At 32.2% G+C, this 22,803-nt stretch carries 14 protein-coding genes and 1 pseudogene; 10 read left to right on the forward strand and 5 right to left on the reverse strand.

Features of this window, described 5'->3' with window-relative positions; translation table 11 throughout:
• Window positions 1–2 precede the first annotated feature (2 nt).
• Window positions 3–2,483, forward strand: a complete 2,481-nt coding sequence (locus ACIQ2J_RS11810; protein WP_396170028.1) for a DUF5686 family protein — start codon at window positions 3–5, stop codon at window positions 2,481–2,483.
• Window positions 2,484–2,564: 81 nt separating this feature from the next.
• On the opposite strand, the gene ACIQ2J_RS11815 is transcribed toward ACIQ2J_RS11810, so the two are convergent.
• Window positions 2,565–2,786, reverse strand: a complete 222-nt coding sequence (locus tag ACIQ2J_RS11815) for a helix-turn-helix transcriptional regulator (RefSeq protein ID WP_396170030.1) — start codon at window positions 2,784–2,786, stop codon at window positions 2,565–2,567.
• A gap of 291 nt (window positions 2,787–3,077) precedes the next feature.
• Between ACIQ2J_RS11815 and ACIQ2J_RS11820 the strand changes: the two genes are divergently transcribed.
• From ACIQ2J_RS11820 to ACIQ2J_RS11840, 5 genes and pseudogenes are all read left to right on the forward strand, one after another.
• The gene (locus ACIQ2J_RS11820) at window positions 3,078–3,311 is read left to right on the forward strand and encodes a hypothetical protein (RefSeq protein WP_396170032.1); all 234 of its coding nucleotides are present in this window, start codon (window positions 3,078–3,080) and stop codon (window positions 3,309–3,311) included.
• A gap of 76 nt (window positions 3,312–3,387) precedes the next feature.
• Window positions 3,388–4,785 carry a TlpA family protein disulfide reductase gene (locus ACIQ2J_RS11825; protein ID WP_396170034.1) on the forward strand — a complete coding sequence of 466 codons (1,398 nt, stop codon included), beginning with the start codon at window positions 3,388–3,390 and terminating at the stop codon, window positions 4,783–4,785.
• 6 nt (window positions 4,786–4,791) lie between these two features.
• Window positions 4,792–5,388 carry a hypothetical protein gene (locus tag ACIQ2J_RS11830; protein WP_396170037.1) on the forward strand — a complete coding sequence of 199 codons (597 nt, stop codon included), beginning with the start codon at window positions 4,792–4,794 and terminating at the stop codon, window positions 5,386–5,388.
• A 287-nt stretch (window positions 5,389–5,675) separates the two neighbouring features.
• On the forward strand, window positions 5,676–6,347 hold the full coding sequence (locus ACIQ2J_RS11835) for a thioredoxin domain-containing protein (protein WP_396170039.1): 672 nt from the start codon (window positions 5,676–5,678) through the stop codon (window positions 6,345–6,347).
• Window positions 6,344–6,541: pseudogene (locus ACIQ2J_RS11840) on the forward strand (cysteine peptidase family C39 domain-containing protein); the annotation flags it as partial. The gene ACIQ2J_RS11835 and the pseudogene ACIQ2J_RS11840, both read left to right, overlap by 4 nt.
• 155 nt (window positions 6,542–6,696) lie before the next feature.
• On the opposite strand, the gene ACIQ2J_RS11845 reads toward ACIQ2J_RS11840, so the two are convergent.
• Window positions 6,697–6,918, reverse strand: coding sequence for a helix-turn-helix transcriptional regulator (locus ACIQ2J_RS11845; RefSeq protein ID WP_396170030.1), 222 nt, complete (start codon window positions 6,916–6,918; stop codon window positions 6,697–6,699).
• 276 nt (window positions 6,919–7,194) lie between these two features.
• Here ACIQ2J_RS11845 and ACIQ2J_RS11850 point away from each other — a divergent pair, with 276 nt between their 5' ends.
• Window positions 7,195–8,112 carry a hypothetical protein gene (locus tag ACIQ2J_RS11850; protein WP_396170041.1) on the forward strand — a complete coding sequence of 306 codons (918 nt, stop codon included), beginning with the start codon at window positions 7,195–7,197 and terminating at the stop codon, window positions 8,110–8,112.
• A gap of 249 nt (window positions 8,113–8,361) precedes the next feature.
• Here the strand turns inward: ACIQ2J_RS11850 and ACIQ2J_RS11855 are convergent, their stop codons facing one another.
• On the reverse strand, window positions 8,362–10,632 hold the full coding sequence (locus ACIQ2J_RS11855) for a cation:proton antiporter (protein WP_396170043.1): 2,271 nt from the start codon (window positions 10,630–10,632) through the stop codon (window positions 8,362–8,364).
• 186 nt (window positions 10,633–10,818) lie between these two features.
• Between ACIQ2J_RS11855 and ACIQ2J_RS11860 the strand changes: the two genes are divergently transcribed.
• The 3 genes from ACIQ2J_RS11860 to rpoN all read left to right on the forward strand — a co-directional run bounded on the left by ACIQ2J_RS11860 (window position 10,819) and on the right by rpoN (window position 16,263).
• Window positions 10,819–13,236, forward strand: coding sequence for an RND family transporter (locus ACIQ2J_RS11860; RefSeq protein ID WP_396170045.1), 2,418 nt, complete (start codon window positions 10,819–10,821; stop codon window positions 13,234–13,236).
• Window positions 13,237–13,289: 53 nt separating this feature from the next.
• Window positions 13,290–14,726, forward strand: a complete 1,437-nt coding sequence (gene asnS / locus ACIQ2J_RS11865; RefSeq protein ID WP_396170047.1) for an asparagine--tRNA ligase — start codon at window positions 13,290–13,292, stop codon at window positions 14,724–14,726.
• A 73-nt stretch (window positions 14,727–14,799) separates the two neighbouring features.
• Window positions 14,800–16,263, forward strand: a complete 1,464-nt coding sequence (gene rpoN / locus ACIQ2J_RS11870) for an RNA polymerase factor sigma-54 (RefSeq protein ID WP_396170050.1) — start codon at window positions 14,800–14,802, stop codon at window positions 16,261–16,263.
• 174 nt (window positions 16,264–16,437) lie between these two features.
• Here the strand turns inward: rpoN and ACIQ2J_RS11875 are convergent, their stop codons facing one another.
• Window positions 16,438–16,632: a hypothetical protein gene (locus tag ACIQ2J_RS11875; RefSeq protein WP_396170052.1), complete on the reverse strand. Its 195-nt coding sequence runs from the start codon at window positions 16,630–16,632 to the stop codon at window positions 16,438–16,440.
• Window positions 16,633–17,296: 664 nt separating this feature from the next.
• Window positions 17,297–22,803: T9SS type A sorting domain-containing protein (locus ACIQ2J_RS11880; protein ID WP_396170054.1), on the reverse strand; the 5,507-nt coding region annotated here is incomplete at its 5' end.

Genomic DNA, 22,803 nt, shown 5'->3' on the forward strand with positions numbered 1-22,803 from the left:
GGATGAAAAATTTTTGGATTTTACTGTCTTTTTTTAGTTGTTCTTTAGTTTTTTCTCAAAAAACAATGCAAGGTCAAATTATAGATTACGACACCACTGTACCCATAGCTTTCGCAAATATAACTTACAATAATAAAACCATTAGTTCTAATTGGGAAGGGAAATTTAGTATTGAAATTCAAGAAGATTCCAAGCCTATTCAGTTTACCTATAAAGGATATTACGATAAAAGTTACTACCAAACGGTTGGTGTAAAATTTCTTTTAATCAAAATGGTTACCAACAATTCTTTGAAAGAAAAAGAAATTTTTTCAGAAAACCAAGTCAATACCATTATCAAAAATGTAATTGAAGGCAAACCAAAAAACCAACCAGAAAAAGCACTTACCACTTTTGAATATAAAAATTACGAACATTTATTAGTTTCCGCCAACACCGATTCTATTTCAGAAAAAATAGATACGATTATTAAGAAAAGTTTTTTTGGTAGAAAAAAAATCAAACTCGACTCCACTAATTTTAAGTTTAAACGTTTTTCCGAGAAGCAACACCTGTACCAAACCGAAAAGGTAAATCTTATTCAGTACAATCATTTTGGCACCAAAGAAACGGTTCTGGCATCAAGAATGGCAGGGTTTAAAAAACCTTTGTATGAATATTTAGGTTTAAATTTAATGTCGTACTCACTTTACGAAAACAAATTAGATATTCTTGGCGTTTCCATACACAATCCTATTTCCAATTATGGTAGAAAACTGTATGTTTTTAAAATAATTGACACTGTTACAATTCAAGGACGAACCGCTTATCGCATTTATTTTCAGCCAAAAAAATTAAACTCCAATAGGTTACGCGGCTTACTTTATATTGATGCCCAAAGTAATGCCTTGTGCAAAGCTTTTTTTAGAATTTACGGAATTGCCAATATTAATGCACACTATACCTTTAACTATTTGAAAGAAAATTCCCTTTGGTTTCCCGAAAAACGGAAAATTATGGTGGTAAAAGGGAACAATGCCGAAGATTTAAACATTCTTGGAAACACCATTAAATTCAATTCTGGGTTAGATGGAATGAGCAACGACATATCCGATCAATGTTATTTAAAATTAGAGTCCACTCCTTTTGATATTAAAATAAATCGCGAAGTACTTTTTAAAAATCCGGCTATTAAAATTGATGTTCCAGAAACAAGTAGGTCTAAACCGGATTCCTATTGGGTGAATTTCCAAAAGGATTCTTTAGATATTAGAAAAATTCCTACTTATGTAAGTTTGGATAGTTTATCGGAAGCAGGAAAAATTGAACATAAAATCTTTCTTGGACGTAAAATTTTTAACGGATATTATCCAGTAAACATAATTGATGTTGATTTAAAATCGATAATAAAATATAATAATTTTGAAGGTTTCCGATTAGGAATTGGTGGTGTAACTAACAATAAATTATCGGATAAATACAAGTTTAGTGGCTATGTAGCCTATGCTTTTAAAGACGATAAACTAAAATATAGTATTACTCCGTCCTACTTGCTAAACAAAGAAAAAAACACTTGGGTAAGTGCATCTTATTCTAATGATCTTAAAGAAATTGGGCAAATTCAGTTTGCAACTGAAAATAAACGATTTAAAATTTACGATCCAAGACCTATAAATATTTCTACATTTTATAATTATAAAATGTTTTCTGCCTTTATAGAAAGTAAGTGTTTTGCAAAAACGGATACTTATTTTGCTATTGCAAAAACGGAAATCAATCCGTTATTTGATTATAAATTTTTAGCAAAAGACAAAGAATACACTAATTTCAATAGTACTACTTTGCAATTTGCTATCCAATGGAATCCGTTTAGCGATTATATGCAAACCTCCACAGGAAGACTAGAAATTGATAAAAAACATCCTAAAATATCGTTTCAGTTTACCAAATCGTTTGCCAACATTATGGGAAGTGATTTTGATTTTACCAAAATTGATTTGCGAATTGTACATGAAATTCCGTTTTTATCCGGGCAAACGACATCGTTAATTTTACAAGGAGGTTTAGCACTTGGCGACATTCCGTTAACGCATCTTTATAGTATTGCACCAAATAACTTGAATAAAGATTCCATGCTAAAAAGAATCACTTTTGCAGGTAAAAACAGTTTTGAAACGATGTATTTCAATGAATTTTTCTCTAGTAAATATATTACTTTTCAAGCCAAACACACTTTCAACAAAGTGAAATTAGCCTATAAAATTAAACCTCTAATTTCGGTGGTTACTAGAATGGCAATTGGAACTATGGACCAACCACAACAACATGTTGGATTGGAATATAAAACTCTGGAAAAAGGATTTCTAGAAAGTGGTGTTGAAGCCAACTCCATTTATAAAGGTTTCGGACTTACTTTTTTCTTTAGATATGGCCCTTATGGTTTGCCAAAACTGGAAGACAACTTGGCTTTAAAGATTTCTTATGTATTGGATTTAGGGTTTTAAACTCTTTAGGTCTGATTTCACTATCATCTACTGCAACGTAAATAATGTAATAATTATGAATCAGTATTCTTGAAAATTGAATTATTTTTCTTCTTTAGCTTTTACTTGTAAGAAGAAATCAATATAATCTGTATCTAATATGATTAATATTTTATAAAGGTTACTTATATTAAGATCCGCTTTGCCATTTTCAATTCTCCCGTAATAACTTTGTGATATATTGAGTTCTATAGAGATGTCTTCTTGGGTATAGTTTTTCTCAATTCGCATAGAACGCAACGTTTTTAAAACCAAATCCTTCATATTACATATTTTTTATAAGTAAAATTTCATTTTACTTATTGATTACTATTTTTAAAGATTTGGTTACATAAGATAAAAATATTTTTGAAAATAACAAAATATTTTTAATACAACTTTATACGAAATAGGTATTATTTAGAACTTATTGGATTAGTATTACTGAAAAAAGTAATTAAAATTTGTAAAATAAAATAATTCTTATATTCATTCTTATAAAAACTAGTGCACGAGGGAATAAAAAAATGATATTAGGATGGTTTTATAAAATTTTTTTAACTAAATTTTATAATAATGGGAACATTAAAAAACTTTGAAAATGCTCTTTCAAGAAATGAAATGAGAAATGTGATTGCTGGTTCGATCAAATACTTTGATTCTGGATTTCATTCTTGCGGAAACGATTGTAGAGTTCAATCACCAGCTAAGTTATGCCAAAATGGTAAGCCACCAGAATGTCGCCCAACATTTTGTTCAAATCAATGGGGAACCTCAACAGATTGGTCGTTTAGTTGCGGTACTTCTTAAAAAAAAAATATCTTTATAATATGCTTAAATTTAAAGTTTGAGCATATTATAAAAACTAATTGTTAAATAAATTAACATGAAAAAAATAGTCTTTCTACTTATTATACTTCCTTTAGTTAGTTATCAGGTCGTTCCTAAATTAAGACAGCAATCTAAAAATGATTTAGTGGTAGATATGGTTCACAAATCATTTGATGATGAGTTCTTTATAGATAGTGATTATTATTATACTTCTGTCAAAATATCCAGTTTTAATTCTCATCCAAAATACACTCAATATTTAAAAGATAATTACAGAGGAATACCTCAAAATGATTCCATATCATTCCATTGCTGTATAGACGACCGATTTATATATGAAGATTTTCACAAATTAAGAGATTTAAGTCAAGAAGATGAAGATTGGTATCAGTCGTATAAGTTTAAAGATACTTTAAATAACTCAAAAATTAAACTAAAATCTACTCTAATCATTGTTATTGGTTTCTATAAAGACCAACAGTTTATGATTGCTGATGTTAATAGAAATAAAGATTTCAGTGATGATATAAAATATGAATACGGCATCAATTTTAGAAACAATCCAGAAGACCATATTGATGTTCTAAACAAGCAACCCCTATGTGAATATTCTTATGAAAGGTGTTATAAGGGAAATATTCAAAGATATGATAGAAAATTTATCATATATCCTGATAGAAACAACCGTTTTTCAATTTCAGATGGAGTAAATCCAAAAAAAGAACGAGAATATTTTTCGGTGTTAAAATTTAGAGATTATTGGAAAGGAGAAGCAACTGTTGATAATAAGAAAATTGATTTTATATACCATTGTTATAGAAATGATTATGGCATATTAACTGTTAAACCCAATGAAGTGCAATATGAAAACAGCGATTATTTCGAAAATCAATACACACATAAATATTATGGTAATGAAACTATTAAAGATACCATTACAATTAATGATAATAAATACATGATTGATAGTATCAGTAGAGATATATCAAAATTATATTTAAAAAATGTTGGCAAAAGAAACCATTTTGGACATGAAGTTGGAGATTATGTAAGTGATTTTGAATTTAATGATTTGCAGAATAAATCGTTCAAATTAAATTCTATAGTAGGGAAAAAGAAATATACTTTACTTGAGTTTTGGGGTACTTGGTGCGGTCCTTGTGTGGCAATGACACCAAAACTTAAAGAACTAAACCAAAAATTTTCTAAAAACTTGAATATAGTTAGTGTAGCTGTTGACAATAAAAAAGAAAAAGTTGTCAATTATATAAAAGAGCATAACATGAATTGGAAAATGGCAATAATTCCAAAATCTGAAAGCCCTTTTAACCTAACATTAAAAAAATTAAAAGTTGAATTTTATCCAACATTTATTTTAATAGATGATAAAGGACGAATCATTTCAAGAGAAGAACCAAGTTCTTTTGAAAAAATTTTAGAAAAAATCAAATAACACAAAATGTTTAAAAACTTTAATTTTCTTTTTCAATATTTAGAAAAGGAAAGGATGACTATTGATAAAAGTGAATTTGATTTTCAAGCTCAATCGCATCCCGATTATCCTTCATTATTGGCGATTTCAGATACGTTAACTTTTTTTAACATAGAAAACGGTGCTTTAGAAGTTACCACTGATGAAATAGAACTATTGCCAAATCGATTTATAGCACTTTTAAAAGAAGAGAATAACAATTCTAATCTATATTTTATAGAGAAAAAAAATAATTCTTTTCAGTTTTTAAAAGAAAAGAAACTAATTTCTATAACTCATTTTGAGTTGCAGGAAAAATGGTTGGATGTTGTTTTTTTAATTGAAAAAACAGATAATGAAGAGATTAAAGAAAAACATAAAATTAATTATGTTTATATTGTAATAGGTTTACTAATCATTGTTTTGTACGTATTTAAAAGTAATTTTTACACCAATCTTTTTTTAATGCTCCCAGCTTTGGGGGTATTGTTTTCAATTGCTGCACTGAAAGATTTGTTTGGAGCAAAAATTGAAATTATTAATAATTTTTGTAATTTAACTAATTCAACAAGTTGTGAAAAATAGTAAAATCTAACAAATGGAAACTTTTTGACTATCTTAATTTTAGTGATTTAAGTATTGTGTTTTTTAGTAGCCAATTATTAGGATTGCTTATTTCTATTTTTTCAAGTACAACACAAGATTTTTTTAGTATCCAAAAAATATTGCTTTTGTTGGCTGTTCCCTTACTATTTGTTTCTTTATATTTTCAAAAATTCGTTGAAAAAAAATGGTGTCCCATTTGTTTATTGATAATTTCATTAGTTTTCATAGAGTTATGCTCTTTATATTATATTGGTTGTAACTATACTTTGAAAAATATTATTCTTTTTGGTTTTCTTTTTATAATAATTTTTTACACATGGAAATCATTGAAATCTTTATTGACTAAACAAAAAGAGTTAATAGAATACCAACTAAAGGCCAACCGTTTTCAAAGAAATTATTCACTTTTTAAAAACACATTATTGTCTAAAAAAACAGTTGATTTTCCAAATATTCCTATAATTTTAGGAAATCAGGATAGTAAGATAATGATCACCGTAATAACGAATCCGTTTTGCGGACATTGTGCTGGTGTGCATAAAATCGTTGATAGAATTATTGAAAGGAATACTCTTAATTTACAAGTACGATTAATAATAAAAACCAGCTTTGATTATTTAAAAAATGAAGAAAAAGAGTTTTTTAGAAGTTTATTGAATAGTTATTTTGAATATGGAGAAAAAGAATTTAGTAAAAGACTAAATGAATGGTTTGCAAATAAAAATCTTACTAATTGGTTAAAAAAATATAAATATAAAAATATTGAACAAATAAAAATTAATTCTATTTATAAAGGTTTAGAAAATTGGTGCACAGAAAATAATTTTAATTATACCCCTGCAATATTTATAAATGGATATGAATACCCAAATGTTTATGAAAGGGAACAACTTGAGTTTTTTATTAACGAGATTATTGAAGATACAGATTTCACTTGAAAAATTTCCCATCCTACAAACAAGCCGACTCCAAAGACTGCGGTCCTACTTGTTTAAAAATCATTGCCAAGTATTATGGCAAGGTTTTAAATATTCAAACATTACGAACGTTATCGGAAACAACTAGAGAGGGAAGTAATTTATTAACATTATCTGAAACTGCTGAAAGTATTGGTTTTCGTTCGCTTGGGGTTGTGCTAGGGAAATAAATTATGCCAAGTGCCATAAAGTTGGAATTTAATAAATTTAGATTAGCAATATTTTTTGCGTGACCCACTTCGGATGTTGATGCTATAATTAAGGAAATTCATTGTAAAAAAATTTACGAATCTGTTTCTTGAAAATTGAATTATTTTTCTTCTTTAGCTTTTACTTGTAAGAAGAAATCAATATAATCTGTATCTAATATGATTAATATTTTATAAAGGTTACTTATATTAAGATCCGCTTTGCCATTTTCAATTCTCCCGTAATAACTTTGTGATATATTGAGTTCTATAGAGATGTCTTCTTGGGTATAGTTTTTCTCAATTCGCATAGAACGCAACGTTTTTAAAACCAAATCCTTCATATTACATATGTTTTTATAAGTAAAATTTCATTTTACATATTGATTACTATATTAAGTAGGTTTGGGGATTGTAATAATAAAACTATTTTTTTTAAATAACCAACTATTTTTAAAACAACTTTATACGAAATAGGTATTATTTAGAACTTATAGGATTAGTACTGCTGAAAAAAAAAAATAATATTTGTAAAACAAAATTATTCTTAAATTCATTTTTAGAAAAATTAAAAGAGAAAGATAATAAAGGACAAAGGCTTAATTTTGAGAAAATAAAATATGAAAAAAATTGGATTGATTTTGTTCGTGCTATTAATATTAGTTTTTTCTTGTAAATCAAATAGACAAGTAATTGAAAAAAATGTAGTTGAAAAAGAAGTAAATTATATTCCTTATTATTTGAAGGTTTATGAAGCCGATAGTTTGTACATAATAAAAGATTATAAGAAAAGTTTTAAAATTTTGGATAGCTTATTTAACATTTTTCAACCCAAAAACACCTTTAGAATTAATGAATATGAAACTTTTTGTAAGATTAAAATCATATTAAAGAAAAATTTAGTAAAAAATGATTTTGTTAAATTAATGTCACAGTATGGATATAGCAAAATTTGGATTGAAAGTGATTCTATTCTTAATTTATTCTTTGATTCTAAAAAAGATATACAGAAAAAATATAATTTATACAGAGAATTATACCTCCAAAAAATCAATCTAGATCTAAGAAAAAAAATAGTTATGTTGGTTGAAGAAGACCAAAAGTACAGGATAGGAAACAAGAATTCAAATACAGTTAATATGAGAAGAGTTACAGATTCTGTAAATGTGATTGAAATTATTAAGATTTTTGACACTTATGGTTATCCAAACATTGATTTAATTGGCAATTACACTATTGATGATAAAGAAGTTTTAGTTGATCCTATATTGTATCATACAAGTACCTCTAAAAACAATCAATACTTTTTAACTAAAATATTTGAATATGTTCGTAAAGGTAAAGCTGACCCAAGTACGTATGCATTCATGGTTGATAGGTTAAAGTTGCATAGAAAAGAAAATCAAAATTACGGCACTTTTGAAAATAAAATAAATTCATCTACAAAGGTCATTAATGAAAACAGAAGAAATATAGGGCTTCCATCAATAAATTATGAAAGTTGGAAGACAAATAAAATTTATCCTACGTTAAAATAGAATTATTAACAATTAAATATATTTATTATGAGAAAATTAGAAGATTTTGATGAGAAATTTGTTTTGAATGAGAGCTGTATGCAAAATGTGATTGGTTCCCCCGCTGCGCAAAGTCTCGACTTTGAGCCATCTTTATAAAAGATTACTTTTTAAAAAGATTAATAACATATATATTCTTTAAAAAAAATAAAAATGACATATATATTCTAAAGCTACTTAAAGCCTGGACTTTGAGCAGCATTTTAGACCTTACGGTTTTATGATCAACACCGAAGGAACGGTACTCAACCAAACGCTTTGCGCATCAACCAATTTTTTCCAACTTTCTAAAGAGATTAGCATCAAATCTTGCTTGGCCAAAAAGCCTGCTTTCATCTCTCCTTCAGTAGTAATGGATATAGAGTTAGGATAAATATTTTCTAAAGTTGTTATTGCATTTTCAATGATGAAATTGTTTTTCACCTGATCGTTAATTTCCAAAACGGTAACTTTAGAGTCGTTGTTGTAAATAAGTTTTTGAGCATAATCAATTAAAAAAGCATCTTCAATTCCGAAAATTGGCACTAATACTTCGTTAATTTCGGTTAGTTCTTTATCGACTAAAATTCCAATTGGCATTTTACTTTTGGAAATTAGTAAACGGGTTTTATCATCAAATGGCGAATTTTCAAAAAGACCTTCTTTACCTGTAAATTTATCTAAAAGTCGCTCCGGGTTTATGATTCGTGTAGTAAATCCAAGTACTTTTCCTAAAAGAGATCCTTCAAAAATTGATTTTCCTAATCCCACTAAAACCAAATCAAATTCCCCACGAGTAGCGATATCAGCAATGTCACTTTCTATATCTAAAGTCGATTTAAAAATGGGCGTAACTTCTTGATTTAAATTCGTTGCTTCCAACAAAATAGGATCAAAAGTTTCTTTTTCATAATCTTTCAAATTATACGAATGCACCTCGTCACTTAAAGATAAATGCAGCACGGTAACATTAGAATTTTCTTTTTGTTTTCTTACAAAACTATTTGCCAATCGAAGTAAGGACTTCCCTTTTTCGTTTGTTCCGAAGGAAATTAGTATATTAAACTTACTATTATCATTTGTCGCTTTTGGAAGAAAATTTACCTTTCGATTAAAAATAAAATCAATAAGATCTATTGCCGGTCCTGTCATAAAAGTAGTAACCAAAGCCATAATTACCATCATGGTAAATACTTCCGGCGTTAGTACTTTTAAATCTAACCCAATATTTAATACAATTAATTCCATTAACCCTCTCGTATTCATCAAGGCGCCAATGGTTAAACTATCCCTCCAGTTTTGCCCAACAAATTTTGCTGCCAAGGCACTTCCAAAAAACTTTCCAACAACTGCTACCAAGATAATTAATCCGGTAATTTGCCATAAATAAGCATCGTTGATTAACCCAATTTCGGTTCGCAATCCTGTGAAAACAAAAAACAACGGCAGTAATAAAATTAGCGCAACATCTTCTACTTTTTCAATTATAATTTTTCTAATTTTGGTAATGTCTGGCATAATGGCACCCGTCATAAAAGCACCAAATAAAGCATGAATTCCTATTATTTCAGTAATGTAAGAAGATATAATTAAAGTTACTAAGAAGATAGCCACTACGGGTTTGCTCAGGTTTTCTCTAGTTGCAAATAAATCTCCAATTTTCTTAAGAAATGGTTTTACCACAAATAACATCAGTAAGACATAAACTAATGCCATCGAAATAATATACATAGAACTAGCAAAACTTCCAGCCTTAACAATAGCAATAACTGCAGCAAGAATACACCACGCGGTAATATCATCGGCGGCAGCACATGTAATAACTATTGCTCCTAATTTGGTTTTATGAATGCCACGTTCTTGCACAATTCTAGCTAGAACTGGAAAGGCTGTAATACTCATTGCGATACCCATAAACAAGGCAAACGATAAGAAAGGAACTCCCTCAGGAGCAAATCGATAATATACAAAGTAGGCTAAACCTATTCCCAAAGTAAACGGAATTACAATACTAGCATGGCTAATAACAATAGCTTCATTTGCTCTGTTTTTTAAAACTTTCAAATCGAGTTCCATTCCAACCACAAACATGAAAAGTATTAAACCTATTTGACTTAAAAACTGAAGGTTTCCTAAGGAATCTATTGGAAAAAGCATAGCAGAATATTCTGGAAAGTACATCCCAACCATAGATGGCCCAAGAAAAATTCCAGCAATAATTTCACCAATAACGGATGGCTGCCCAATTTTTCGGAAGATCCATCCAAAAAAGCGTGCAACAATTATTATGGTAATAATTTGTAATAATAAAATTGCTAGTGGATGCTGCAAATTATGAATTAGAGAAGTCAAAAATTGAACAAACATACTATCGTTAGAGGATTTAGCAACTATATTTCTGCCAATTTCTAAGGTTTTTCCTTTAGTAACAATCCAAACCATTAACGCAGTAAACCCTCCAGTTACTCCTATATAAAACAAAGCATTTTTAATATTTTTCATGTAAAATATTTTCTATTTTTCAGATACAAATATGATAAAAAACAAAATCATTTAATGTTATTTAAATATAAAATTAATATAAAATTTAAAATTTGTAATCTATTGAAATTTTTAGTTAAAAGTAAGCTTTTAAACCCCTTAGATTAAAGCCGATTCATTACCTTTGGACACTTTTTAAAATTTCAAATGAAAAAGATGTTAGGTATCGGTTTTTGGGAAATTATTGCCCGAATAATCCTTAGAAATAGAATTATTATTTTGTGTGTGGTTGTTTTGTTTACAATTCTAATGGCTACACAATGGAAAGATATTAAATTTACGCAAACGGAAGCTAATTTAATTCCAGCAGATGATAAAGTAAATGTTGATTATAATAGTTTTCTGAAAAACTTTGGAGAAGAAGGTAACTTAATTGTAATTGCTACTAAAGATAAAAAATTATTTACTCCAAAAGTATTTACGGCATGGAGTAATTTAATGAAAAAGATTCAGTCGGATAAAGAAGTTGATTTGATTATTTCTGTAGATAATTTGCAAAAATTAACCAAAAACGAATCGAAACAAACCTTCGAATTAAAACCTTTAATAGAAAAAAATAAAATTCAAGATGCAAATTATTTAAAACAAATAAAACTTGAATTATTTAATAAGCTACCATTTTATGAAGGATTACTTTTCAATAAAAAATCAGGAGCAATTCGATCGGCAATTTATTTAGACAAAAAAATTGTTAATACAAAAGCTCGAAAAATCTACGTATTAAACATCCTAATTCCAGAAATTGAAAAATTTGAAAAAGAAACAGGTGTCGATTTGCATACCTCGGGAATGCCCTATATTAGAACACTAAACGCCAAAACAATTATAGACGAAATAGGCCTATTTATTGGGGCAGCTTTATTAATTACCTCTCTTATTTTCTTCTTTTTCTTCCGTTCTTTTAGAGCCACTTTAGTATCCTTAGTCATTGTGATTATTGGAGTAATGTGGTCGTTTGGGATTTTAGGTTTATTAGGCTATGAAATTACCGTACTAACCGCATTAGTGCCAACATTAGTTATTGTAATCGGAATTCCGAATTGTATTTTCTTTATCAATAAATACCATCAAGAATACCAAAAACACTCCAATAAGGCAAAAGCACTCCAACGAGTTATCACTAAAACCGGAACGGCAACTTTAATGACCAACCTAACAACGGCTTTTGGTTTTGCTACTTTTATTGCGACTAACAACACTTTATTGACCGAATTTGGAATAGTAACTTCAATTAATATTATTGCAATTTATTTATTGTGTTTACTAATCATCCCCGTGTTTTTTAGTTACACACCTGCACCAATTCCTAGACATTTAGGCCATTTAGAACGAGAATATCTAACCGCTTTTATGAATTGGATTGTGAAAACAGTTAAATACAATCGAGTAGGAGTTTATATTACCTCTGTTATTTTATTAGTAGTAGGAATTATTGGGATTTATGAAATAAAAATCTCTGGAAGTATTATTGAAGACATGCCAAAGAAAACCGATTTCTTTGCCGACATTCGTTTTTTCGAAAAAGAATTTGATGGTGTTATGCCATTAGAAATCATGATCGACACCAAAAAGAAAAATGGCGCTTTACGACTGACCAATTTAAGAAGAATGGAAGATTTAGAAGAAACCATCACGGATATTCCAGAACTTTCTAAACCAATTTCTATTGTAAATATAGCCAAAAGCTTTAAACAAGCTTATTACAATGGAAATCCCGATTTTTATGCACTTCCAACATCGCAAGAAGAAGCTTTCATCCTTCCCTATATAAAAAATTCACTGAACAAATCGAAAGAAAATCAATTAAAGAGTTACATAGCATCCAACGGAAGTGTTGCTAGGATGACCACTTTTATTAAAGATGAAAATGGTGAAAAAATGGAAGCTATTGAGCAACATATTCGAAACAAAGTCAATAAAATTTTTCCATCTCCTAAATATGAGGTTATCATTACCGGGAAAGCATCTGTTTTTCAAAAGGGAACTAAATATTTATTAAATAATTTATTATCCTCTTTATTATTTGCCTTTCTTCTTACTGCTGGATTAGTCGCAATTATGTTTCGATCGTTTAAAATGGTATTGGTTTCCATAATTCCAAATTTACTTCCATTGTTAATGACTGCCGGATTAATGGGATTCTTAGGGATTCCTCTTAAGCCATCTACCATTTTAGTTTTTGGAATTGCCTTCGGAATGTCGGTGGATGATACCTTACGATTTTTAGCACAATACCGATTAGAGCTATCCAGAAACGATTGGAAAATTAAAAAATCGGTATTTGCCACTTTTGATGATGCTGGAATAAGCATGTTTTACACTTCTATAATCTTGTTTTTTGGATTCTCCGTTTTTATGCTTTCCAGTTTTGGCGGAACCGTAGCTCTAGGAGGACTTGTAGCCTTGACTTTGTTTTTCGGAATGCTGTCCAACTTAGTTTTACTACCTTCATTAGTTTTAACTTTAAATAAAACATTAGCTAATAAGCAGGAATTCATTATTCCAACCATCGATATTTTAGAACATACCGACGAAGAATTGGACGAATTAGAAAGAAAAAAATAATTTATATTTGCACAACAATACAGTAACATATTAAATCAAAAATCAATAGTATAATGAAACATACAAAAGTTAAAGACTTATTAAATAGCACCAAAACGCTACATGAAATAAATGCAAAAGGTTGGGTTAGAACTTTTAGAAACAATCAATTTATTGCTTTAAATGATGGTTCAACTATAAATAATATTCAATGTGTTGTTGATTTTGAAAATACTTCAGAAGATATTTTAAAACGAATTACCACCGGTGCTGCAGTTTCCGTTACTGGAGAATTAGTGGAAAGCAAAGGTGCTGGACAGAAATACGAAATTCAAGTTTCTAAATTAGAAATTCTAGGAGATTGCGATGCCGAGAAATTTCCAATACAACCAAAAAACAAACCAAGTTTAGATTTCCTTCGTGAAAACGCACATTTACGTGCACGAACTAATATGTTCGGAGCGATCATGCGAGTGCGTTCGGTACTGTCATTTGCGGTGCACAACTACTTCCAAGAAAAAGGATTTGTATATGTAAATACGCCAATCATTACAGGATCCGATGCTGAAGGTGCTGGTGAAATGTTTAAAGTTACCGCTTTGCCATTTGACGGAACTCCAAGAACCGAAGATGGAAAAGTTAATTACAAAGAAGATTTCTTCGGGAAAGAAACCAACTTAACCGTTTCCGGACAATTGGAAGCCGAAACCTATGCAATGGCTCTTGGTCAAGTATATACTTTCGGACCAACTTTTCGTGCCGAAAACTCCAATACTTCCCGCCATTTGGCCGAATTTTGGATGATTGAACCCGAAGTGGCTTTCAATGATTTGAACGACAATATGGATTTGGCTGAAGATTTTATCCAACACGTTATTAAATACACGATGGATAAATGCCAAGACGATTTGAAATTCTTAGAAGCTCGTTTATTAGACGAAGAAAAAGCAAAACCACAAGCCGAACGAAGCGAAATGGCATTGCTAGAAAAATTAAATTTTGTTTTAGAAAACAATTTCAAACGCGTTTCGTATACCGAAGCCATCGATATTTTAAGAGATTGTACCCCAAATAAAAAGAAAAAATTTAATTATATCATTAACGAATGGGGCGCCGATTTACAAAGCGAACACGAACGTTATTTAGTTGAAAAACACTTTAAATGTCCGGTAATTTTATTCGATTATCCTGCTAATATTAAAGCGTTTTACATGCGATTGAACGAAGACGGAAAAACAGTTCGTGCCATGGACATCCTTTTTCCTGGAATTGGAGAAATCGTTGGTGGATCGCAAAGAGAAGAACGATTCGATGTTTTGGTTGAAAAAATGAAGGCACTCGGAATTGACGAAGAAGAACTTTGGTGGTATTTAGACACCAGAAGATTTGGTTCGGCAGTACACTCTGGTTTCGGATTAGGATTTGAAAGATTAGTATTATTCGTTACTGGAATGACCAATATTAGAGACGTAATCCCTTTTCCAAGAACACCAATGAATGCAGAATTCTAAAAATTGTTTATAGTTTTTGGTTTGTAGTTAATCGTTTCAACTACAAACCAAAAACAACAAACCACAAACTACAATGTTAAAACAAAACTTACAATTCAAACTATCTCAAAAATTATCTCCACAACAAATCCAGTTGATGAAGTTAATTCAGTTGCCTACATTGGCATTTGAGCAACGTTTGTTGGAAGAAATGAATGAAAATCCGGCTTTAGAAACCGGAAAAGACGAAGAAGAAGTTTACGAAAAAGACGAATTCGATAACAACGAAGAATATGACGACTACGAAGGCAGCGACAACATTGAAGCCGACGACATCAACATCGACGAATATTTAAGCAACGACGAAACGCCCGATTATAAATTACAAACTAACAATTACAGCGACGATGAAGAAAGAGAAAATCCGTTTGCATCGCCTGTAAGTTTCCACCAAGATTTAATCAACCAGTTAAATACCTTTATCCTAAACGAAACCGACCGTGAAATTGCCGAATTTCTAGTGGGTAGTATAGACGATATGGGCTACATTCGCAGAACCGTGCAAGACATTGTAGACGATATGGCATTCACACAAGGAATCTATACCGACGAGAAAAATGTAGAGCGCATGCTTCATGTCATTCACGAACTAGAACCTTCGGGAGTTGGTGCACGAGACCTACAAGAATGTTTGTTGTTGCAACTCAAGCACAAAACCCCAACCCAAGACATTGCTTTGGCAATGGATATTATTGAAAACCAATTTGAAGCCTTTACCAAAAAGCATTACGATAAGTTACTTCAAAAATATGCTATTACGCAAGAACAGTTAAAAAAGACCGTTCACGAAATAGAAAAACTAAACCCAAAACCAGGGGGTTCCTTCACCGGAAACAATAAAGTTACCGAAAATATCGTTCCCGATTTTGCCATTCGCATCAACGATGGCGATCTAGAACTAACCCTTAACGGTCGAAATGCACCTTCTTTGCACGTCTCCAAAGACTACCAAGAAATGATGCAAACCTACAAAGAATCGCGAGACAAATCCAATTCCCAAAAAGATGCGGTGCAGTTCATCAAGCAAAAACTAGACTCTGCCAAATGGTTTATCGATGCCATAAAACAACGTCAAGAAACGCTTTACGTGACCATGAACGCCATCATGCACTTCCAACAAGAATACTTTTTAGATGGCGAAGAAACCAGCCTAAAACCCATGATTCTTAAAGACATTGCCGACATGGTAGGATTGGATATTTCCACCGTTTCTCGTGTAGCCAACAGCAAATATGTCGACACGCCTTATGGCACCAAACTCATCAAAGAATTCTTCTCCGAAGCCATGAAAAACGACCAAGGCGAAGATGTTTCTACCCTAGAAATCAAGAAAATTCTGCAAAACGTAATCGAAGCCGAAGACAAGCACAAGCCCCTTCCCGACGATCAACTAGCAGACATATTAAAAGAAAAAGGCTACCCAATAGCCCGAAGAACCATTGCAAAATATAGAGAGCAACTGGATATTCCCGTAGCACGAATGCGAAAAAAAATATAGTTTTTTCAGGAGCGAAAAGCTTGCGCATTTTAGCAAAGGCAATTCCCGCTTTCCGTTCCAATCTGGCATTGCGAGGCACGAAGCAATCTAATAATACTATTCATTCATCGCAATGCCAGGATTTCCACTACAATCGGGGCTAGTTAGCAATGGTATCGAATAGATGCAAAATTCCTAATAAACTTCCCCGTCAAGTTGTCCATACGAGGCACGAAGCAATCCCAACCCATCCATAAAAAACCCACCAAATTCACTTTTGATGGCTTCTATTTTTTTAATACGTAAAACCTCAAAAACTTTTGTGCCTTTTGTGGTAAAAAATCCGCCATAATCCGCGTTGCAAAAGCATCCGTATAATCCGCGTTCCATCCAAAGCGAAGCGTTATAGTTATACTACAAAATCTTTTGTGCCTTTTGTGGTAAAAAATCCGCATTAATCCGCGTCCATCCAAAGCGAAGCGTTATTGTGTCATCTCCTAAAAAATCTTTTGTGCCTTTTGTGGTAAAAAATCCGCCATAATCCGCGTTGCAAAGCATCCGTTTAATCCGCGTTCCATTTAAAGTGAAATGCATTTTATCAGAAGCAAATACGCTAGATTGGTGGTTGCATTGTTAATTTGCACACTAATGAAACGCTAGTTGTTAAGTCACGTTAATTTTGCTGTTTAGTAACTTTTGCTTTCTGGTTTGGCTTAACAATCTTATTTTTCTGAAACACTAAATAAATTTTTTTCTTAAGAGAAGGACAGCATCGAGGATCATCATCTGCAAAAGACACATTGGAACATATAATTTTTCCTTTTCAATTTTTTCTGCATTATATTCAAATCCCTCGTCTGTAAAAGAATCCTTTCCCTTATCTGCTAGAAAGTATTTCAAATAAATAGCATCGAACTATTACAAAAAAGCAAATTGAGATAATCGGGTTAAGTATCAAATTAAAATATTCAACAATTACATTATCTAAAGATTTAAAACTTCAAAACCTCCACAATTACTTGAGGAGGTTTTGAATATGTAGAATCTTTATAGGTTATCGTTTAATAACTCGAAGTGTTTTAACAATATCTCCTTGGCTTATAATCAAGTTGTAAACTCCAGATGAATAGTTAGAACCTACTTCAAATCCTTCTACTTCTGTAGTTTCTAAGATTCGGTTTTCAACTAATTTACCTAACATATCGTAAACTTTAATTTGTAAAGCTTCTTCACTACTAGTTTTAACATCTAGCTTGAAGTTTTCAGAAAATGGGTTTGGATATGCCGTAGCTTTAAAGTCTATAGAAGTATCTTCTAATCTAACTGAAGTACAAGCTTTAATCCAAACGTTTACAGGCGTAGTATAGGCTAATGTAGCACATGGACTACTTGTTAACTTAACTCGGAACCAAACATTACCAGTTAATAAACTAGCTGCACTATTGGTAGCAGTAGTTGCTCCAACAATATCAGTCCAAGAAACTACACTCGTATTAGTAATAGTTGAAGTACTAGTTCCAGCATTATAGTATTGCCATTGGATAGAACCCACAGAAGTTGAAGCTAACGTTAATGTTCTTGCTCCACTACAAACAGCCGTAGCTAAAGTAGTAGCTCCTGAATGACCAGTAACTGCTGCAGATTTTGCTGCAGGACTAACGGTAATTGTTATCGGATCAGAAGTAGATGCAGAACAAGCTCCACCAGATGACACTACAACTCTATAAGCAGTAGTAGCCGTTAGATTTCCTGTGGCTAATGTAGTAGTTACATTTCCTGAAACTGCAGCAAATGTTCCAATTACTCCATTAGTAACTTTAGCTTTTTGCCATGAAATAGTTCCGGTAGCACTAGTTAAACTAATTGTAGTTCCAGCACCAGTACAAAGTGTTGTAGCAAGGGCTGAAAGTGTCCCAACAGCTGTTGTTTGACTTACAGTAACTGCAACTGCTGCACTAACTTTTGAAGAACATACACCGCTTGTAGCCACCACTCTATACCAAGTGGTCACTGTTGGACTTACTGTTAATGACACTGAATCAGTAGCGCCACTTATGTCTGCAAAATCTGTTGCTGTAGCCGATGTAATAGATGATTGCCATTGGATAGAACCAACAGAACCTGTTGCCAAAGTAAGTACTTTACTTGCTCCGTAACAAATAGCTCCACCTCCTGAAATTGTTTTCACAACAGAAATAGGATTTACATTTATTATTATTGGATCAGAGGAAGATGCAGTACAAGCCCCGACAGCTGACACTAAAACTTTATAAGCAGTAGTAGACGTTAGATTTCCTGTGGCTAATGTAGTAGTTACATTTCCTGAAACTGCAGCAAATGTTCCAATTACTCCATTAGTAACTTTAGCTTTTTGCCATGAAATAGTTCCGGTAGCACTAGTTAAACTAATTGTAGTTCCAGCACCAGTACAAAGTGTTGTAGCAAGGGCTGAAAGTGTCCCAACAGCTGTTGTTTGACTTACAGTAACTGCAACTGCTGCACTAACTTTTGAAGAACATACACCGCTTGTAGCCACCACTCTATACCAAGTGGTCACTGTTGGACTTACTGTTAATGACACTGAATCAGTAGCGCCACTTATGTCTGCAAAATCTGTTGCTGTAGCCGATGTAATAGATGATTGCCATTGGATAGAACCAACAGAACCTGTTGCCAAAGTAAGTACTTTACTTGCTCCGTTACAAATAGCTCCAGCGCCTGTAATTGTTTTCACAACCGTAAGTGGACTTACACTTACTATAACAACATCTGAAGTTGTTGAAGAACATTCTCCAATAGTTACTTTAGCATAATAAGCAGTAGTAGCTGTTAAATTTCCAGTAGGTAATGCCGTTCTTGTAACTGTTGTAGATAATGGAACTAAAGTCCAATCCGCTGCTGCAGAAGCTGAATCCACAGAAGTTGTAGATTTATACCAAGAAACGGTTCCTTCTGAATCTCCTAAACTAATTGTAGTACCTGTACCTTTACAAACTGTAGAATCTAGTGATGCAATTGTTCCAACTGAAGATGTTCCTATAATATATTGAACCGCATTAGAATTATTAGAATCACAAACTCCACTTGTAAGTCTTGCTCTAAAGAAAGTTGGATTTATAATGTTTTTTATTAAATAGGTAGTATTGGTTCTAGTAAGAGAATTAGACGTAAAAGTTGCAGCTGGTGTATCTATTCCTACTGGAACAGGAATATAACTATCCTCATCTCCGGTTATAGAATATTCCCATTGAATAGCTCCCACAGATCCTGATATTTTTAATGTACTTGAGCTACCAGAACATACAGTTCCACCACCTATAATAGTTCCGCCAATTGCTGATGGATTTATAACTATTGATTTAACAACTGATGCTGTAAAACAAACACCATTTTCGTTTGCTGTTGTTACAACTGCTTTATAGTTTTTATTGGAAGTTGCTGTTGGACTTAATAAAGTATAGCTTGTTCCTGTTGCACCAGCAATATTTGAAAAACTACCAGATGCAATTGTTGCAGACTGCCATTGAACCGTACCTACATTATTATTTAAAGTAAAAGTAATGTCATTTCCTATACATACCGAAGAAGTATCAGTAGTAATAGTACCGGCTTTCGCAACTGGTGTAACAGTAACTTTTATTATTGGAGTAGATGTACTACAAACTCCATTAGTTAAAGTGGCTTTGTACCATGTAGAAGCTACTAAATTACCTGTACTTAATGTAATTCCATCATCTGTAATTAGTGTTAAAGAAGTTGTATTTAAAATTTTTGTCCAAGTTGGATTTATTGCGTCCCCATTAACTGATTTATACCAAGTTATGTTGTTGTTCGAATTGCCAAGTAAATGTAATGATGAAGAAACACCAGAACAAACTGAAAAATTACCTTCTGTAATAGTTCCAGGAGTCACTTGTTCATTAACAATAATCTTAACAACTTTACTATATGCAGAAGTACAACCACCGCTTGTAACTTTTACTCTATAAGATGTATTAGTTGTTGGTTGTGCGGAATAACTGTTTCCAATTGCTAGTTCAATATCATTCCAATCTAGATCATTAGTCGATGACTGCCATTGAACATCACCAGTATGCGTTCCTAATGTTAATAATTTTGAATCTCCTGAACAGATACTCCCTGCTCCAGAGATAGTTCCTGCTACTGATTTTAAAATAGTTATTGTTACAGGTTCCGTATATTCTGTTGTTGAACATTCTCCAACAGTTACTTTTGCTCTAATAAGACGAATAGATTGAGGTGTTGAAAAGGAGTAAGCGTTAGAAAATGTCTTATCCGTTTTGCTCGTATCAATATAATTACCTGGAACACCATTTGTAACAACAGCTTGTTGCCATAGCACATTACCGGAAGAGTTATTTAGAGTTAACTCAAAATCTTGACCAGAACAAATAGTAATAGCGCCTCCTGAAATAGTTCCTGCAACAGATGTACTGCTAACTTGAACTACAAATGGATTTGTAATTGCAGATGGACAAGCGCCATTTGTTCTTACAATTCTAATATACTTATTTTCTGAATAATTAGCTAAATATAAGTAAGAATTAGCCCCAACAATTGGAGTATATGTTATGTCATCTAAAGATTCTTCCCATTGAATAATACCACCACTACCATTATAATTAATTAATGTTTTGGGTGAGTTAGGGCAAATTTCTCCATATCTTCCAAAAACAGTTCCTGACACCGGTAAAGTATTAACTGTTAAAGTAGCTTCATCGGAAGTAATAGATGCAACACAAGCAGAATCACTTAAATCAGTAATAATAACTTTATATGAATTTGCATTTAATGCTAAAGAACCCTCTTCATGTGCTATGCTTAAATTTGCTGTGTCCGAATTGCTATAAACAGAATCGTTAGTAATAATAGTCCATGGTGAATCTTCTCCACTAGTTTTTACTTGCCACTGATAGGACAATCCCGAAGTGGAACCTCCAGTTGCAGTAACCGAAATAATTGCTGGTTCTACTGAAGAAATACAAATATTTGTTGGAACTGGTTGAGTAACTATTTCAAGAATTGGTTTAACAATAACATTGATTCCATTTGAAGTTGCAGGATTACCAATCAAACATTGACTTGTTTCGCTTGATGTCATAACAACTGAAATAATTTGTCCATTTGTTAAGTCTAAAGCAGTAAATGTCTCTTCGGTTGCGTCTGGAATATCATTTCCATCTTTCTTCCATTGGTACGTTGGTGTATCCCCACCAGAAACTGGAGCTGCCGTAAAGATTATAGTGCCTCCAGCACATATAGTATAGTCGGTTGGGTCAGATGTAATAGTTACGCTTGCTGTAAGTATTGGATTAACTGTTATGGTTAATGTAGCGGTTGTACCGCACTGACCAACATTTGGTGTAAAAGTATATTCCGTAGTTGCCGTATTATCCAATTCTGGAGACCATGTTCCTTCAATTGAATTATTAGAAGTTATAGGCAATGCTGTTAAACTTGTTCCTGAACAAATAGCATCAACTGCATCAAATGTTGGTGTTACATTTGGATTAACCGTGATGATTAATGTAGCGGTTGTAGCGCAAAGACCAGCAGTTGGTGTAAAAGTATATTCCGTAGTTGCCGTATTATCCAATTCTGGAGACCATGTTCCTTCAATCGAATTGTTAGAAGTTGTTGGTAATGCTGTTAAACTTGTTTCTGAACAAATAGCAGCAACTGCATCGAATGTTGGTGTTACATTTGGATTAACCGTTATGGTTAATGTAGCGGTTGTACCGCAAAGACCAGCAGTTGGTGTAAAAGTATATTCCGTAGTTGCCGTATTATCCAATTCTGGAGACCATGTTCCTTCAATCGAATTGTTAGAAGTTGTTGGTAATGCTGTTAAACTTGCTCCGGAACAAATAGCATCAACTGCATCGAATGTTGGTGTTACATTTGGATTAACCGTGATGGTTAATGTAGCGGTTGTAGCGCAAAGACCAGCAGTTGGTGTAAAAGTATATTCCGTAGTTGCTGTATTATCTAATTCTGGAGACCATGTTCCTTCAATCGAATTGTTAGAAGTTGTTGGTAATGCTGTTAAACTTGCTCCGGAACAAATAGCATCAACTGCATCAAATGTTGGTGTTACATTTGGATTAACCATTATGGTTAATGTAGCGGTTGTAGCGCAAAGACCAGCAGTTGGTGTAAAAGTATATTCCGTAGTTGCTGTATTATCTAATTCTGGAGACCATGTTCCTTCAATCGAATTGTTAGAAGTTATAGGCAATGCTGTTAAACTTGCTCCAGAACAAATAGCATCAACTGCATCAAATGTTGGTGTTACATTTGGATTAACCGTGATGGTTAATGTAGCGGTTGTAGCGCAAAGACCAGCAGTTGGTGTAAAAGTATATTCCGTAGTTGCCGTATTGTCTAATTCTGGAGACCATGTTCCTTCAATCGAATTATTAGAAGTTATAGGTAATGCTGTTAAACTTGCTCCGGAACAAATAGCAGCAACTGCATCGAATGTTGGTGTTACATTTGGATTAACCGTGATGGTTAATGTAGCGGTTGTAGCGCAAAGAC

Origin of the sequence: Flavobacterium sp. (assembly GCF_044357305.1) — a bacterium.
GTDB lineage: Bacteria > Bacteroidota > Bacteroidia > Flavobacteriales > Flavobacteriaceae > Flavobacterium.